The sequence below is a fragment of the Solidesulfovibrio sp. C21 genome (assembly GCF_047785625.1).
GTDB lineage: Bacteria > Desulfobacterota > Desulfovibrionia > Desulfovibrionales > Desulfovibrionaceae > Solidesulfovibrio.
In genome coordinates this window covers 1-12,785 of sequence record NZ_JBLODY010000095.1, presented here as the reverse complement: position 1 = coordinate 12,785, position 12,785 = coordinate 1, and the positions used below count along the sequence as shown (strand labels likewise).

Sequence of the window (12,785 nt, the reverse complement as noted above, 5' to 3'; positions counted from 1 at the left end):
GGGGGGAACCCTTGTCTTACGAAAGGGTTCCCCCCGGACCCCCCTCCTAAAGACTTTTGATAGTTGTGCTATGTTGTTCGTACCGTAGCTAACAAGTTAAAAAATTTAGGAAAGGGAGAGCGCGAGAGGGGAGAACCCTTTTTAAAGGGTTTCCCCTCTCGCACCCTCTTCTCTCTCCTAAAGGGTCTCATCAATGGCGACATTTTCGCAGTGGCTGACCGCCGCGCGGCCGCAGACCTTGCCGGCGGCCCTGGCGCCGGTTGCGGCCGGAACGGGCGCGGCGGCGGCCTTGGACGGGGCGCATGCCTTTCGGGCGCTTCTGGCTTTGGTTGTGGCTTTGGCGTTGCAGGTCGGGGTGAACTACGCCAACGACTATTCCGACGGGATTCGCGGCACCGATGACGACCGTATCGGGCCGTTTCGTCTGACCGGCTCCAAGGCGGCGAGTCCCGGGGCGGTGTTGGCCGCGACCTGCCTGTCCTTTGCCGTGGCTCTGGCGGCCGGCGTCTGGCTTTTGGCGCTGTGCGGCCATTGGTGGCTGCTTGTCGTCGGGGCGGCCTGCATCCCGGCGGCCTGGTTCTACACCGGCGGGAAGCGGCCCTACGGCTATCGCGGCTATGGCGAGGTGTTCGTCTTTATTTTTTTCGGGCTCGTGGCGGTCCTTGGCACGACCTACACCCAGGCGGACCGTATTTCGTTTGTGGCGTTGTGGGCGGCCATCGGCATCGGCGCGTTGGCCTGCGCGCTTCTGGTCACCAACAATCTGCGCGATATCGAAAGCGACGCCAACAGCGGGAAATACACCCTGACCGTTCGCCTGGGCGACGGCAAAAGCCGGGCATTTTACCTGACGCTTGTGGGTATGGCCTTGCTCATGGTGGTGTTCATGTTGCCGCGGCATCCCTGGGCCTGGCTGGTCTTTTGCACGCTGCCGCTGCTCGTGCGCCCGGTGCGCGCGGTGCTTTCCGGCGCGGCGGGCAGCGAGTTGTTGCCGGTCCTGCGCGATACCGGGAAAATCGAGCTGCTCTACGGCCTGCTTCTCGGCTTGTCGCTTTCCCTCTAAGACCGCCTCTGCCTGGCCCGGGAATTGCTTTTACCAAAGGCAGTGACGGAAAACCGGCGCCCGCGCCGTACTGACGGGGACCCATGGCCAAGCCTTTTCGTTTCAATCTCGAACGCATCCTGGACATCCGCACCCAGTTCGAGGAGCGGGCCAGGATGGAGCTTGGCAAGGCCATTGCCGCCCATCAGGCGGGGGAGCGCGAGGTGAACCGGCTCATAAACGAGCTGGCGGCCCGCGAAGCCTCCATGGCCCAAAAGCAAAATCCGTCGGCCGGAGATTTCTGGCTGTGGCAGGCCTACCGCAAGCGCCTCATGGCCGATATCGCCCAGGCCCGGGCGCGACTGGCCGAGTTGGCCGAAGCCAAGGAGCAGGCCCGCCAAAAAGCTGTCGAATGCTCCAAGGACCGCAAGCTGCTGGACAAACTCAAATCGAATAAGGCCATACGCCATGCCATCGAAGAAAATCTCGCCGAGCAAAAAGAAAACGACGAAATGGCTTCGGTTCGCTACCAGCCGCCGACGGTCTGACGCGCCGTCCCGCCTACTGCTTTTTTGCGAGCGCATAAGCGGTCGCATCGCGCCCCGGGCCACCAAGGTGCTGAGCGTTTTCCTCATGATCGCGGCGGTCAAGCTCGGCGTGCTGGTCTTCATGGGCCTCGACCTGATGCTGCCCGATCCGCCGGTCCGCGTCGCCAGCGTGGCCGCGCCGTCCGTGGGCGCCTCGGCCGTGCGCCTGGCCCTGCCCGGACCGGGAGTCGCCCTGGCCCAGCAGGCCCCAGCAGCCCAGCCGGCCGCCGCGCCGGCCAAACCCGCCGCCACAACCCCTGACGCCCAGGCGCTGCTCAAGCGCCAGGACGAACTGGACCAGCGCGAACAGGCGCTCAACCAGTTGCAGGCCAACCTCAACGACCGGGTGGCCAAGCTCAAGGAAATGGAAAGCAATATCAAAAAGATGTTGCAGGAGGCCAAGGGCGTCAAAGACCAGAAGCTCAAGCACCTCATCGACGTCTATTCCAACATGAACGCCAAGCAGGCGGCCAAGGTGCTGGAGACCCTGGACAACAACATCGCAGTCAGAATTTTGGCGGGCATGCGCGGGCGACAGGCCGGCGACATCCTCAACAACATGGAAGCCAAGAAGGCGGCCAGCCTGACGGAAATGCTGACCCGGCTGCAACTGCCCCCGAGCGACAACGCATCGTAAAGGAGCCAGAAGCCGGGGGGAAACTTTTCTGAAGAAAAGTTTTCCCCCGGACCCCTCTTCAAAAGACTTTTATAATAGCAGAATGTTATCTATAACCATTTGTAGAGATATAAAATTTAGGAAGGGGAGAGCGCGAGAGGGGAGAACCCTTTTTAAAGGGTTTCCCCTCTCGCACCCTCTTCCTCATAATGATTCATTATGACGCGGGTACGGTTGACGGTCGCCTACGACGGCAGGCAATTCGCCGGCTGGCAGTTGCAGGCTCCGGGCATGGGGCGCACGGTCCAGGGCTGTCTCGAGGAGGCGCTGGCGCGGTTGTGCGGCGGCGCGGTGCGGGTGCACGGGGCCGGGCGCACCGATGCCGGGGTGCATGCCGTGGCCCAGGTGGCCCATGTCGACGTGCCGGAGGCGCGGGCCGGGTTGCCGTGGCAACGGGCGCTCAACGCGTTGCTGCCGGACGACGTCTCGGTGGTGGATGCGAGCGTGGTCCCGCCGGATTTCCATGCCCGGTTCAGCGCCTCGGGCAAAATCTACCAGTATACGCTCTGGACCCGGCCGGGTTCGATTCTGCCCTGGCGGCGGCCGTACGTCTGGGATGTGGGCCGCTTTTCCCCCCTCGATGTCGCGGCCATGGACGCCTGTGCCGCGCTTTTCGCCGGCTACCACGACTTTGCCGCCTTTCAGAACGCCGGGTCCTCGGTCAAGACCACAACCCGGCTGGTGCACGGCGTCAGCCGGCTGCCGCGGACGAATCCCGACGAGATGGTCTGGCGGTTTCACGCCGAAGGATTTCTCAAGCAGATGGTGCGCAACCTCATGGGCGCGCTGGTGGCGGTGGGAAGCGGTAAAGTTTCGCCCGAGGACATCCGATCCGTATTGACGTTAGGGCAGAGAAGGCTTGCGCCACGCACGGCGCCGGCCGGCGGGCTTTGCCTGATCGCCGTGGAGTACGGAAACGATGGCCGGGAGCATAAGCGACATCTTCTTCGCCAGCCTGGGGCTGACCAGGACTGAGACGGGGCTTCGCACGGCCGCCACGGCCGCGTCCCGAAGCTTGGCCATGTCCCTGTCCGACCGGTCGTCCGGCCGGGAAGCCGTCGATACGCTGACGGCCGGCCTGTCCGACCGCCTGTCCCGCTTTTCCAGGGCCCTGGCGCGCTTTTCCTGGCCGTCCGACGCCTCACCGCTTTTTCGCGCCCGGCTCGTGGTCCGCGACAACGGCCTCGACGGGGCCGTTGCCGCGAGCACGGCGGATTCCGGCACGGCCGTCAATCCCTTCAAGTATTTCACCACCGGCAAAAGCGCCATCGCCGCCTCGGGCGTGGACGCCGGGGATTACGCCATCACCGTTTCCCAGGGCGCGGTCTCCCGCACGGCGGACGTTGCCGTGGGCGAACACGACACCTGGGGCGCCGTGCTCGGCAAGGTCGCCTCGGCCATAAACGGCATCGACAACCTGAGCGTGCGGGCCGGCGTGACCCGCCAGCAGAAGTCCTTCACCCTGGACCCGTCCCTTGCCGCCACGGGAACGCTTATGGCCGTGTCCGTCAATCCGCTGCGTCGCGACCAGGACGTGACCCTGGAAGACGCCAGCGGCGACCTGCTGGACCAGCTCGGCCTGCGGGCCGCCTCCACGGTCGTTTCCCCGGCTGACGTCGCCGTGGACATGGTCGGCGTGAACAAACTGGCCCAGCCCACCTTCATTAACTCCAAGGCCTATGATCCGGGCGCGGCCACGACCCTCGCCGTGGGATTGCATACCTTTTCCCTGGCCACGGGCACCGGCGATCAGCCCACGTCCTACGTGTCCACGGCCTTCGATCCCGATGCCGCAACGACCCTGGCTCCGGGAACCTACACCTTTGGCGTCAGTATCGGCGACCAGTCGCGCCAGTTTTCCGTGACCGTCAAATCCGGCTGGACCTGGGGCGAGGTGCTCAGTGCCGTGTCCGGGCAGGTCAACGCCGAACCGGTCATGGTTTGGGCGGCGGACGGGCAAAGCACCGAGCTGGTGTCCGCGCCGAGCTTCACCCTGCCGGGCGTGACCGCCTCGAGCGAGACCGTGCCCGTGCCGGCGGCGGCGGGCGGGACGTTCTCCGGCCGGGTGCTGACCATCGCCACGGACAGCGGCTACGAGGGCGAGGCGCTCACCCTGACCGACGGCTCCGGGGGCATTCTTTCCGCCCTGGGCCTGACCACGCCGCTGCGCGGCCAGGTCGTGTCCGTTCCCGTGGCCTCGGGCGACACCTGGAGAGACGTGGTCAGGCGGATGGCCAGCGTCGTGCGTCTGGCGACGACCAGGGTTTCGGCGCAAACACGGGAACAGACGGTTCCGGCCACGAACGTGCCGGGCAAGGCGCTTTCCATGAAGGGCGTGGCGGCCGATCTGGTGCTATTAAACCGCAAGCTCGGGGAAACGCTGGCCCTGACCGACGGCGCGTCGAAGGTGCTCGAAACGCTCGGCATGGGGGCAAGTCTGCCCGGCCAGGATGGGGAAATCACGGTCAACGGCCAGACCATGGCCTCGGAGAATAACGCCTACGCCCTGCAACAAGGGCGCGTGCGCCTGGACGCCCTGGACGAGACCGGAAACGACCTGCCGCTCGTCGTCACGCGCTCCATGGAGCGCCTGGAATCGCGGCTCGGGGACGTGGTCGACGCCTACAACGACCTGCGCAAATATCTTGCCGCCAACAGCGGTTTTCTGGACGCCGCGCTGGCTCCCGGACTCGGCCGGCCCGTTGCCGACAACTGGTCCGGGCTTTCCTCACTGGGCTTTTCCAAGACCGGCAAGAACGATCTGCTCTGGATCGCCTCGGACACGTTCTGGCACGGGGTCTATACCGACGCGGACCGGGCCGGGGCCACGCTGGCCACGTCGCCGAACTCCCTCGTGCCGGGCTGGAAGGCCGCCGTGGCCTCCATCATGGCGTCCGGCGTCTCCGGCTACGTCCTGCCCGAAACCGAGCACCTGACCCGGGTGGCCGCCCGCCGCACCGCCGCCGACCTGGAACGCACGAATTGGCTGGTGGATCTACGCGGGTAGGATAAGAGAGGAAAGAAGATGCGAGAGGGGGACCCTTTTTGAAAAAAGGGTCCCCCTCTCGCGCTCTCCCCTCCCAAAAACTTTCAACTGCTTCACACGACACAGGTCGTCGGCCAGATCGTGTCGTCGGCGCTCCAGGCTCCTCTGGGCTTCTTGCTCCTCGGTCGGTACGGCGATGGGACGCAGCATCCCCTTGGCGGCGTAATCGGCCAGTTTGACGCAATCGAGCCGATCTGTTTTCGCCCCCCAGCGCCTTTTGGACAACCACGCGCAATCGCTGACGCCCTTGACCCAAATCGTTTCCTGCCGTAACCGCAAGGCGCGGCGTGGACCACCCGGCAATCCGCTTCCCGCCGCAAAATGAGGAGCGCATGACCGACACGCCTGAAAAAGACGCCATCGACAATACCCCCGCCACGACCGGCGACGCCGCCGCGCCCGCCGAAACCGCTCCGGGCACGCCCGATGCCGGAGTCTCGGGCGGCAACCCGCCGCCGCCCCCGGCCGATCCCCCCGCCCCTGTCGGCGACGCCGCCTCCCCGCCGGCAACCACGCCGCCGCCTTCGGCCGGGAAGCATGGGGATATGAAAGAAGCGCCGCTTCTCGAACACCTGGTCGAATTGCGCACGCGCCTGGTGCGTTGCCTGATCGCCGTGGGCGTCGGCTTCGCCGCCTGCTACGCCTTTGCCGAAAAGCTGCTCGAAATCCTGCTGCTGCCGCTCATGAACGTCATGCCCGGCGGCAGCAAGCTTATCGCCACCAGCCTGCCGGAAACCTTTTTCACCGTCATGAAGCTGGCGCTGGTGGCCGGCATGTTCGTGGCCAGCCCGTACATCTTCTATCAGCTCTGGAAATTCGTCGCCCCGGGGCTCTACAAGGAAGAACGCAAGATCATCATCCCCGTGGCCGTGGCCACGGCCGTGTTCTTCGTCGGCGGCGCGCTTTTCGGCTATTTCATCGTGTTTCCGTTTGGGTTCAAGTTCTTCGTGGACTACGCCTCGGACTACATCACGGTCATGCCGACCATCAGCGCCTACTTTTCGCTGGCCGTAACCCTTCTTTTCGCCTTCGGCATCATCTTCGAGCTGCCGGTCTTCATCTTCTTCCTGACCAGCCTCGGGCTCGTCACCACCAAGACGCTGCGCAAGTTCCGCCGCTGGGCCATCCTTTTGAGCTTCATCGTGGCCGCCATCCTCACCCCGACCCCGGACGCCGTGAACCAGCTGCTCATGGCCGGCCCCATGGTCGTCCTCTACGAGCTGGGCATCTGGGTGTCCTGGTTTGTGGACAAGCCGCGCAAGGAGGAAAAGGCGCGCAAGCAGGCCGCGGCAGCCGAGGCCGCGCAGTCCGATGCCGCGAAGACCGCCCAAGCCGACGGCGCGGACGCCAAGGCCAAAACGACCGAGGCAAAGGCCGCGACCGAGGGAAAAGCGGATCAGGCCGCTGCGGAAACGATGCCGAAAACCGACGGCCCTGACGATGGCTCCCAGGCCGGATAACAGCCCGCATTCACAGCCAGAAAGGGGGACTCACCGACAAGTTGCCGGCGTCCCCCTTGACTTCGGCTCCAAGACACGGCATAGGTAGGCTACAAGCAACGGTTGTCGCCTTCCGGCAGATGCAGACCGGAATTGCCGTTGCTGCCTGAAAAACCATCCGCATCGGGCAGCCCCAACGGCGACCGCGTCCCACCCGCGACCAACCACGTCCTTGTCGCAACGACCGCATCATTATGCATCACGTCGTTGCTCCGCTCCGCGCCGGCTGTCGGCTCCGGGGCGAATCCTCTCGCTACGCGAGCCACTCCACCACGCGGACGAACCGAGACGGCCTGCCCTGTCAGGCCCATAGGCCCTCCCCCTCTCAAGGCGTCCCGCCACACGCGGACGCCGGTGCGCACGGCCTCCTCGGCGTCTCGAAGCCATGGAGCGACGATGCGACATATTTATTTTACCATACTCACCCTGGCCCTGGCCGCGACGCTGCTCGCCCAACCAGGCTGCGCCAGGACCCGCGACGCCAAGCAAAGCGCCCCGCAGTCATCCCAGGCCCCAAAGGCAGCCAAAGCACCTCCCTCCCTCGCCCTGGGCCGAATCGTCGATCCCGGCTCCCTGTTTATCGCAATATCCTCCACCCCCACCAAGACCCTGCGCGTCAAAGCCATGGCCTACACGGCCTGTTCGGTGGGGAAAAAGAAGTCCAAGCGCAAGGCCCGCGCAGCGCGCGGCGCCTGGGGCGACACCCTCACTCCCGGCGTCAAGGCCGTGGCCGTCTCGCCCGACCTGCTGGAAATGGGCCTCGATCACGGCGACGTCATCACCATCGAAGGACTGCCCGGCCAGTACAAGGTGCTCGACGTCATGCACAACCGCCACGACAAAAGCATCGATATCTTCTACGGCGACGACCAGTGCGGCGCCATCCAATGGGGCCGCCGCAGCCTGACCATCAGTTGGCAGGAAGATTAGGGCGCGGGAAGAAATGCGAGAGGGGAACCCTTTTTGAAAAAAAGGGTTCCCCTCTCGCGTTCTCCCCTCCCAAAGACGTCTAACGGTTACGGATGTGGTCACGATAACAATCTGTAACCGTTAGACGTCTTTCCTATGTGGCCCGAAGTCAAGCCGGCTGACGCAGTCTAACCGCCCGTTTCCTCTTCGCGCCCGAAGCGCCATGTATCGATTCGGTCGTTTTCGGATTCTCGCCATTTGGGAGGCGCCGCCATGCGGCCAAATACCATGTTGGCCTCGCCCCTCAAACTGGCTGATAGTGCCAGCAAACGTGCTCGTGGACACAAACGAGGCGAGGAGGCCAACATGGTATTTGGAAAGGGGGCCCGGGGGGAAACCACTCTTCAGAAAGGTTTCCCCCCGGTATCCTCCTTCCCTCCCGGCTTGTGCGTGACGAAGACGACGGAGTTGTAGCGCAGGAAGCCGGCTTTTTCGCCGGCCTTGTAGGCGGCTTCGTAGAGGGCGTGGGTGTCGCCTTCGATGATCCCCGGCATCTCGGAGGGCTTGTAGAAGGCCACGTGCACCGCGATGTCGGTGGGCTGGCCGCGTCTGTTGAGCAGCTGCGGCAGATCGTCGCCGTAGTCCGTTATCACCAGCGAGCCGCCGTGGCGCACGGGATCGCCGTGATGCACGGGAGGCAGCAAGTCGTGTCGCGTACCGTTTTCGAAGCGGACACGGGGCGTCGTGCAATGGCCTTCGTTGACGGGAACGGTAAAGACGTGCCGTCCGCCCGGGGCCAGCACGCGCCAGACTTCGTCGAAGGCGCGCCAGGGATCGGTTACGTGTTCGAAGATGTCCTGGGTGACGACCAGGTCGAAGGACGCATCGGGAAAGCTCAGGTGTTCCAGGTCTTCGCAGCGCAGCCCCGCCTGGGTGCAGGAGCCGGGCCGGGTTAGTTCGGGCACGTATTCCGAGCAGACGTAGTGCGGCAGGCAACGCAGGCGTTCGTGCAGGGGACCGGCGGCCTGGGCCTCGAACACGCGCCAGTCCCGCATGGCGTCAAGGGCTTCGGGCAGGAGCCTGGCCTTCGGACCGGCGGAGAGCCGCGCCAGCACCCGGACCAGATCGCGGGTGCGCCGGCTGGACCGGCACGAGGAGCAGCGCGTCTCGCGCAGGCTGTGCCCGGGTTTTATCGGCGCGAAAACGGCTTTCTGGCCGCACACGCAGCACATCCCGTCGTCCTCGAACACGTCCCAGCCCCGGCACTTGGCTTCCTTGTCCATCTTGCCACCTTTCCTTCCGGCTTTTGCCGTGTCTGCCGCACCGCCGCTTCATCCCTCACCCCCTTTAAAGGGGGTCCGGGGGGAATTATTCCCCCCGGTAGGGAGGGTTCGGGAGGGGCGACGCCCCTCCCGATTCTCCACTAAATCGCCGCGTCGATGAGCATGTTGTCGCGGTGCACGGCCTCGGTGTAGGAGGCCTCGCCGAGCACCTGCTCCAGGCGCGAGCTTTTGAGCCCCATAATCTTGCGCAGGTCGGCCGCGCCGTAATTGGTGAGCCCGACGCCGATGGATTCGCCGTCGACGCTGGTGATGCGCACCATGGACCCCACGGTGAAGTCGCCGGCCACGTCCACGATGCCGGCCGGCAGCAGGCTTTTGCCTTTGTCGCGAAGCGCCCCGACCGCGCCGTCGTCCACGATGAGGATGCCCTGGGGCTCGTGGTGGTAGGCCAGCCAGAACTTGCGCCTGGGAATGGGCTTGCACCCGGCCGGCACGTAGGTGCCGTTTTTTTCACCGGCAAAGGCCCTGGTGAGGGCATCAGGTTCGCGCCCGGCCAGGATCATGGTCGGCACGCCGAGCTGGGCCACGCGGCGGGCGGCGAGCAGTTTGGAATGCATGCCCCCGGTGCCGAGCGCGGTCTTGGTGCCGCACAGGGCGTCCAGGTCGAGTCCGGCGATGTCCTCGATGACGGACATGGGCCTGGCCTCGGGGTGGTCGTCGGGGTTTTGGGCGTACACGCCCCGGGCCGAGGTCAGGTTGACGAAAAGCTCCGCGCCGATGGTGCCGACGAGCAGGCCGCCCAGGCAGTCGTTGTCGCCGTAGACCAGCTCCGAGATGGCCACCGGGTCGTTTTCATTGACCACGGGCACGGCCCCGAGGTCGAACAGCGTGGCCAGCGTGTTGCGCAGGTTGAGGTAGCGTTCGCGGTTGTCCAGATCCTCGCGGGTCAGGAGTACCTGGGCGGCGATGCGGCCATGGAGGGAGAACTCCTGGTCGTAGGCATGCATGAGCCGGCTTTGGCCGATGGCCGAGGCGGCCTGCCGGTGGGGCAGGGAGGCGGGGTCGTAGTGTTGGCCGAGGACCTCGCGGCCGGCGGCCACGGCGCCGCTGGAGACCAGCAGCACCTTGCGGCCGGCATTGGCCAGGGCGGCGATCTGGGCGGCCAGGGAGGCCACCACGGCCGCGTCCAGGCCGCCGCCGGGCCGGGCCAGCACCGCGCTGCCCACCTTGATGACAATCCGCCGGGCCTGGGACAGCACGTGCCGGCGGCTTTCGTTCCAGTCGCAGTGGGCCATAGGGGGCCCTCCTTGTAAGGCGTTTGTGCGGGGAGCCGGGGTCAGGCCGTCTTGTCGGCGATCCCTCCCCGGGGTTCCTCCGGGGAAGGGGACCCGGCCGGGGATTCCGGCGCGCTTATGGCGCCGTGACGGCCGGCAAAGGAGGCGTCGGCCGCTGCCGCGTCCCGCGTCGCCGCTTCCCGCGCGCCCGCGGCCCAGGATGTATACTCCGGGATGACGGGCAAAACGGGGAGTGACAGGTCGGGATCTGCGGCCATGGCTGGCGGCTCCGGATCGTAGTGACGTTTCAAAGGATCATACGATTTCGGTTTCCGGGTGGCAAGACGGCGCAACGTGCGCTTTTCAAACGCGCGACACGCTGTTATTGCCTTCCCCGGGAGGGAATTGTCGTGCGTATCAAGATGTTGGAGTTGCTTTCAGGTGCGGAGCAGGCCACGGGGACGGCCGTGGTCATTGACGTTTTCCGCGCCTGTTCCGTGGCCTGCTATGCTTTTGCCGCCGGAGCCGAACGGATGTTGCCCGTGGATACGGTGGAGGACGCCCGGGCCTTGCGTGTCGCCCATCCGGACTATCTGCTCGCCGGCGAGCGCAACTGCCTCAAGCTCGAGGGCTTCGATTTCGGCAACTCCCCAAGCGAGGTCAAGGATGCGCCCCTGGCCGGCAAGACACTGGTCCACGCCACTTCCGCCGGCACCCGGGGACTTTTCGCGGCCATGGGCAATGCCGATCGCGTCCTGACCTGCTCGTTTCCCAACATCAGCGCCACGGCTCAGGCCATTTTGGAAGCCGACCCCGAAGTCGTCTCCATCGTGGCCATGGGCAAGGCCGGCATGACCCACGCCCCCGAGGACAAGCTGTGCGCCATGTACCTGGCCAACCTGCTCCAGGGCGTGCCCAACGCCTTCGCCGCCATCCCCAAATTTTTGCGCACCGCGCCGAGCGCGGCCATCTTTTTCGGTGAAACGGCCATTGTGCCCGAGGAGGATTTCGGCCTGTGCCTCGCCCTCGACGCCTTCGACTTCTACCTGGAAGCCGTGCGTCTTTCGGGTGGGCACCCGGCCCTGACCCGGCGCTATCCCGAGCATCCCGTCACACCGGCCGACGTGCCGGCGGCCTGATCCGCCGCCGGTCGCAGCAAGCAGTACCCAACCGGCGAAACAGCCGGGCGTCGCGTCCCAGGAGGCGGGAGCATGCAAGGCAAGGCCACAATGGACTCGCGGGAAGACTTTTACTTCGCCGTTTCTCCCCTGATGATCTTTCCGAAGACCTTGGGGCGGTTTCGCGTCTACATCAAGCAGGCCGGCAACTACGTCCTGTACGCGGCGGAAAACGAGCAGTTCACCTCGCGCCATCGCCAGAAGCTCCACGACGCGGGGGTCGCGGAAGTCTATGTCCGGGCCGAGCAGAAGCCCGATTTCGATCGCTATATCGAGAAGCACCTGCCGCAGATCCTGGCCGATTCCATCATTCCCGTGGAGGAGCGGGCCAAGGTCCTCTACACGGCGGCCGACGCCGTGGTGCGCGAGGTTTTCGAGACGCGCCTGCCCAAGGGGATCGGCAAGCGGGAATACTCCCGGATCGCCAACCTCGTTGAAAAGAGCCTGAAATTTCTCGCCATCGACGAGTCGCTCAAGCGCATCGCCGACCTGGCCTCCCACGACTACACCGTGCATACCCACAACGTGCAGGTGTTCGTTTTTTCCACCGCCATCCTGCAAAGCATGAAGGTCGATGAGTATACCCTGGTTCAGGCCGGCATCGGGGCGCTTTTGCACGATATCGGCAAGACGCGCATTCCCGTGGAAATCCTGTCCAAGCCCGGGCCGCTGACCCCCGAGGAACGGGCCGTCATCAATACCCATCCGGCCAAGGGGCTGGCCCTGTGCCAGGACGTGCCGCTGACCCAGACCGCCGCCCACTGCATCCTCATGCACCACGAGCGCATGGACGGCTCGGGCTACCCCGGCGGCCTGCCCGGCGAACTGATCCCTCCCCATGTGCGGGCCCTGGCCGTGGCCGACGTCTACGACGCCCTGACCACCAAGCGCCCCTATGCCGACGCCATGCAGCCGTTTCAGGCCCTGCGCCTGATGCGCGACGAGATGAGCGACGCCTTCGATCTGGACGTGTTCAAGCGCCTGATCGTGATCCTGAGCGGCGCCAACATGGTTTAAAGGAGTTCCCATGGCTTTTTCCCGTATCAACTTCGCGCCGACCGAGGCCAAGGTGACCTGCCCGCACTGCGGCAAACACCTGACCTACGAACGCACCTGCCTGCGCATCATGCTGACCTGCCACGCCTGCGGCCAGGAGTTCGACCCGGCCGGCCTCGTGGACCAGCTCGACGACGACTTCGACGAAGTGTACGCCAACGTCCCCCTGGATAGGATGTAAGGGGAGCGGGGAGCATGGAACCGGGGGCGGGAACCTTTTTTTGCAAAAAAAGGT

The 12,785-nt window shown here is 65.2% G+C and carries 13 protein-coding genes and 1 pseudogene; 10 read left to right on the top strand and 4 right to left on the bottom strand.

Features of this window, described 5'->3' with window-relative positions; all coding sequences use genetic code 11:
• Nucleotides 1–193 precede the first annotated feature (193 nt).
• The 5 genes from ACMZ6R_RS18490 (at nt 194) to ACMZ6R_RS18470 (ending at nt 5,312) form a co-directional block, all read left to right on the top strand.
• The gene (locus ACMZ6R_RS18490; protein ID WP_416114241.1) at nt 194–1,063 is read left to right on the top strand and encodes a 1,4-dihydroxy-2-naphthoate polyprenyltransferase; all 870 of its coding nucleotides are present in this window, start codon (nt 194–196) and stop codon (nt 1,061–1,063) included.
• Nucleotides 1,064–1,146: 83 nt separating this feature from the next.
• On the top strand, nt 1,147–1,590 hold the full coding sequence (gene fliJ / locus ACMZ6R_RS18485) for a flagellar export protein FliJ (RefSeq protein WP_416114239.1): 444 nt from the start codon (nt 1,147–1,149) through the stop codon (nt 1,588–1,590).
• Nucleotides 1,511–2,266: a MotE family protein gene (locus ACMZ6R_RS18480; RefSeq protein ID WP_416114237.1), complete on the top strand. Its 756-nt coding sequence runs from the start codon at nt 1,511–1,513 to the stop codon at nt 2,264–2,266. The genes fliJ and ACMZ6R_RS18480 overlap by 80 nt, the downstream gene beginning before the upstream one ends.
• Before the next feature lie 198 nt (nt 2,267–2,464).
• On the top strand, nt 2,465–3,280 hold the full coding sequence (gene truA / locus ACMZ6R_RS18475; RefSeq protein WP_416114235.1) for a tRNA pseudouridine(38-40) synthase TruA: 816 nt from the start codon (nt 2,465–2,467) through the stop codon (nt 3,278–3,280).
• Nucleotides 3,225–5,312 carry a hypothetical protein gene (locus tag ACMZ6R_RS18470; RefSeq protein WP_416114233.1) on the top strand — a complete coding sequence of 696 codons (2,088 nt, stop codon included), beginning with the start codon at nt 3,225–3,227 and terminating at the stop codon, nt 5,310–5,312. The genes truA and ACMZ6R_RS18470 overlap by 56 nt, the downstream gene beginning before the upstream one ends.
• Here the strand turns inward: ACMZ6R_RS18470 and ACMZ6R_RS18465 are convergent.
• Nucleotides 5,301–5,576: an IS110 family transposase gene (locus ACMZ6R_RS18465; RefSeq protein ID WP_416114243.1), complete on the bottom strand. Its 276-nt coding sequence runs from the start codon at nt 5,574–5,576 to the stop codon at nt 5,301–5,303. The genes ACMZ6R_RS18470 and ACMZ6R_RS18465 overlap by 12 nt on opposite strands.
• Before the next feature lie 320 nt (nt 5,577–5,896).
• Between ACMZ6R_RS18465 and tatC the strand changes: the two are divergent.
• Together tatC and ACMZ6R_RS18455 are read left to right on the top strand one after the other, a co-directional pair.
• Nucleotides 5,897–6,664, top strand: a pseudogene (gene tatC / locus ACMZ6R_RS18460) (twin-arginine translocase subunit TatC); the annotation flags it as partial.
• A 582-nt stretch (nt 6,665–7,246) separates the two neighbouring features.
• Complete coding sequence (locus ACMZ6R_RS18455; protein ID WP_416114231.1) at nt 7,247–7,780, top strand: hypothetical protein; 534 nt, start codon at nt 7,247–7,249, stop codon at nt 7,778–7,780.
• 383 nt (nt 7,781–8,163) lie between these two features.
• On the opposite strand, the gene ACMZ6R_RS18450 is transcribed toward ACMZ6R_RS18455, so the two are convergent.
• The 3 genes from ACMZ6R_RS18450 to ACMZ6R_RS18440 form a co-directional block, all read right to left on the bottom strand.
• Nucleotides 8,164–9,042, bottom strand: a complete 879-nt coding sequence (locus ACMZ6R_RS18450) for a class I SAM-dependent methyltransferase (protein WP_416114229.1) — start codon at nt 9,040–9,042, stop codon at nt 8,164–8,166.
• 140 nt (nt 9,043–9,182) lie between these two features.
• Complete coding sequence (gene proB, locus ACMZ6R_RS18445; protein WP_416114227.1) at nt 9,183–10,337, bottom strand: glutamate 5-kinase; 1,155 nt, start codon at nt 10,335–10,337, stop codon at nt 9,183–9,185.
• Between the two features lie 41 nt (nt 10,338–10,378).
• Entirely contained in the window at nt 10,379–10,594 is a 216-nt protein-coding gene (locus ACMZ6R_RS18440; protein WP_416114225.1) for a hypothetical protein, read from the bottom strand.
• 132 nt (nt 10,595–10,726) lie between these two features.
• Here ACMZ6R_RS18440 and ACMZ6R_RS18435 point away from each other — a divergent pair, with 132 nt between their 5' ends.
• From ACMZ6R_RS18435 to ACMZ6R_RS18425, 3 genes are all read left to right on the top strand, one after another.
• Nucleotides 10,727–11,455 (top strand): 2-phosphosulfolactate phosphatase, encoded by a 729-nt coding sequence (locus ACMZ6R_RS18435; protein ID WP_416114223.1) that lies wholly within the window; start codon nt 10,727–10,729, stop codon nt 11,453–11,455.
• A 72-nt stretch (nt 11,456–11,527) separates the two neighbouring features.
• On the top strand, nt 11,528–12,511 hold the full coding sequence (locus ACMZ6R_RS18430; protein WP_416114221.1) for an HD-GYP domain-containing protein: 984 nt from the start codon (nt 11,528–11,530) through the stop codon (nt 12,509–12,511).
• Between the two features lie 10 nt (nt 12,512–12,521).
• Entirely contained in the window at nt 12,522–12,731 is a 210-nt protein-coding gene (locus ACMZ6R_RS18425) for a dual CXXC motif small (seleno)protein (RefSeq protein ID WP_416114219.1), read from the top strand.
• Nucleotides 12,732–12,785: the final 54 nt, after the last annotated feature.

What these genes read in the sequence shown, in the direction of transcription:
- ACMZ6R_RS18455 (WP_416114231.1), top strand. Translation starts at nt 7,247, where the DNA reads ATGCGACATATTTATTTTACCATACTCACCCTGGCCCTGGCCGCGACG.
- fliJ (WP_416114239.1), top strand. Translation starts at nt 1,147, where the DNA reads ATGGCCAAGCCTTTTCGTTTCAATCTCGAACGCATCCTGGACATCCGC.
- ACMZ6R_RS18470 (WP_416114233.1), top strand. Translation starts at nt 3,225, where the DNA reads ATGGCCGGGAGCATAAGCGACATCTTCTTCGCCAGCCTGGGGCTGACC.
- ACMZ6R_RS18440 (WP_416114225.1), bottom strand. Translation starts at nt 10,594, where the DNA reads ATGGCCGCAGATCCCGACCTGTCACTCCCCGTTTTGCCCGTCATCCCG.
- ACMZ6R_RS18490 (WP_416114241.1), top strand. Translation starts at nt 194, where the DNA reads ATGGCGACATTTTCGCAGTGGCTGACCGCCGCGCGGCCGCAGACCTTG.
- truA (WP_416114235.1), top strand. Translation starts at nt 2,465, where the DNA reads ATGACGCGGGTACGGTTGACGGTCGCCTACGACGGCAGGCAATTCGCC.
- ACMZ6R_RS18450 (WP_416114229.1), bottom strand. Translation starts at nt 9,042, where the DNA reads ATGGACAAGGAAGCCAAGTGCCGGGGCTGGGACGTGTTCGAGGACGAC.
- ACMZ6R_RS18430 (WP_416114221.1), top strand. Translation starts at nt 11,528, where the DNA reads ATGCAAGGCAAGGCCACAATGGACTCGCGGGAAGACTTTTACTTCGCC.
- ACMZ6R_RS18425 (WP_416114219.1), top strand. Translation starts at nt 12,522, where the DNA reads ATGGCTTTTTCCCGTATCAACTTCGCGCCGACCGAGGCCAAGGTGACC.
- ACMZ6R_RS18480 (WP_416114237.1), top strand. Translation starts at nt 1,511, where the DNA reads ATGCCATCGAAGAAAATCTCGCCGAGCAAAAAGAAAACGACGAAATGG.
- proB (WP_416114227.1), bottom strand. Translation starts at nt 10,337, where the DNA reads ATGGCCCACTGCGACTGGAACGAAAGCCGCCGGCACGTGCTGTCCCAG.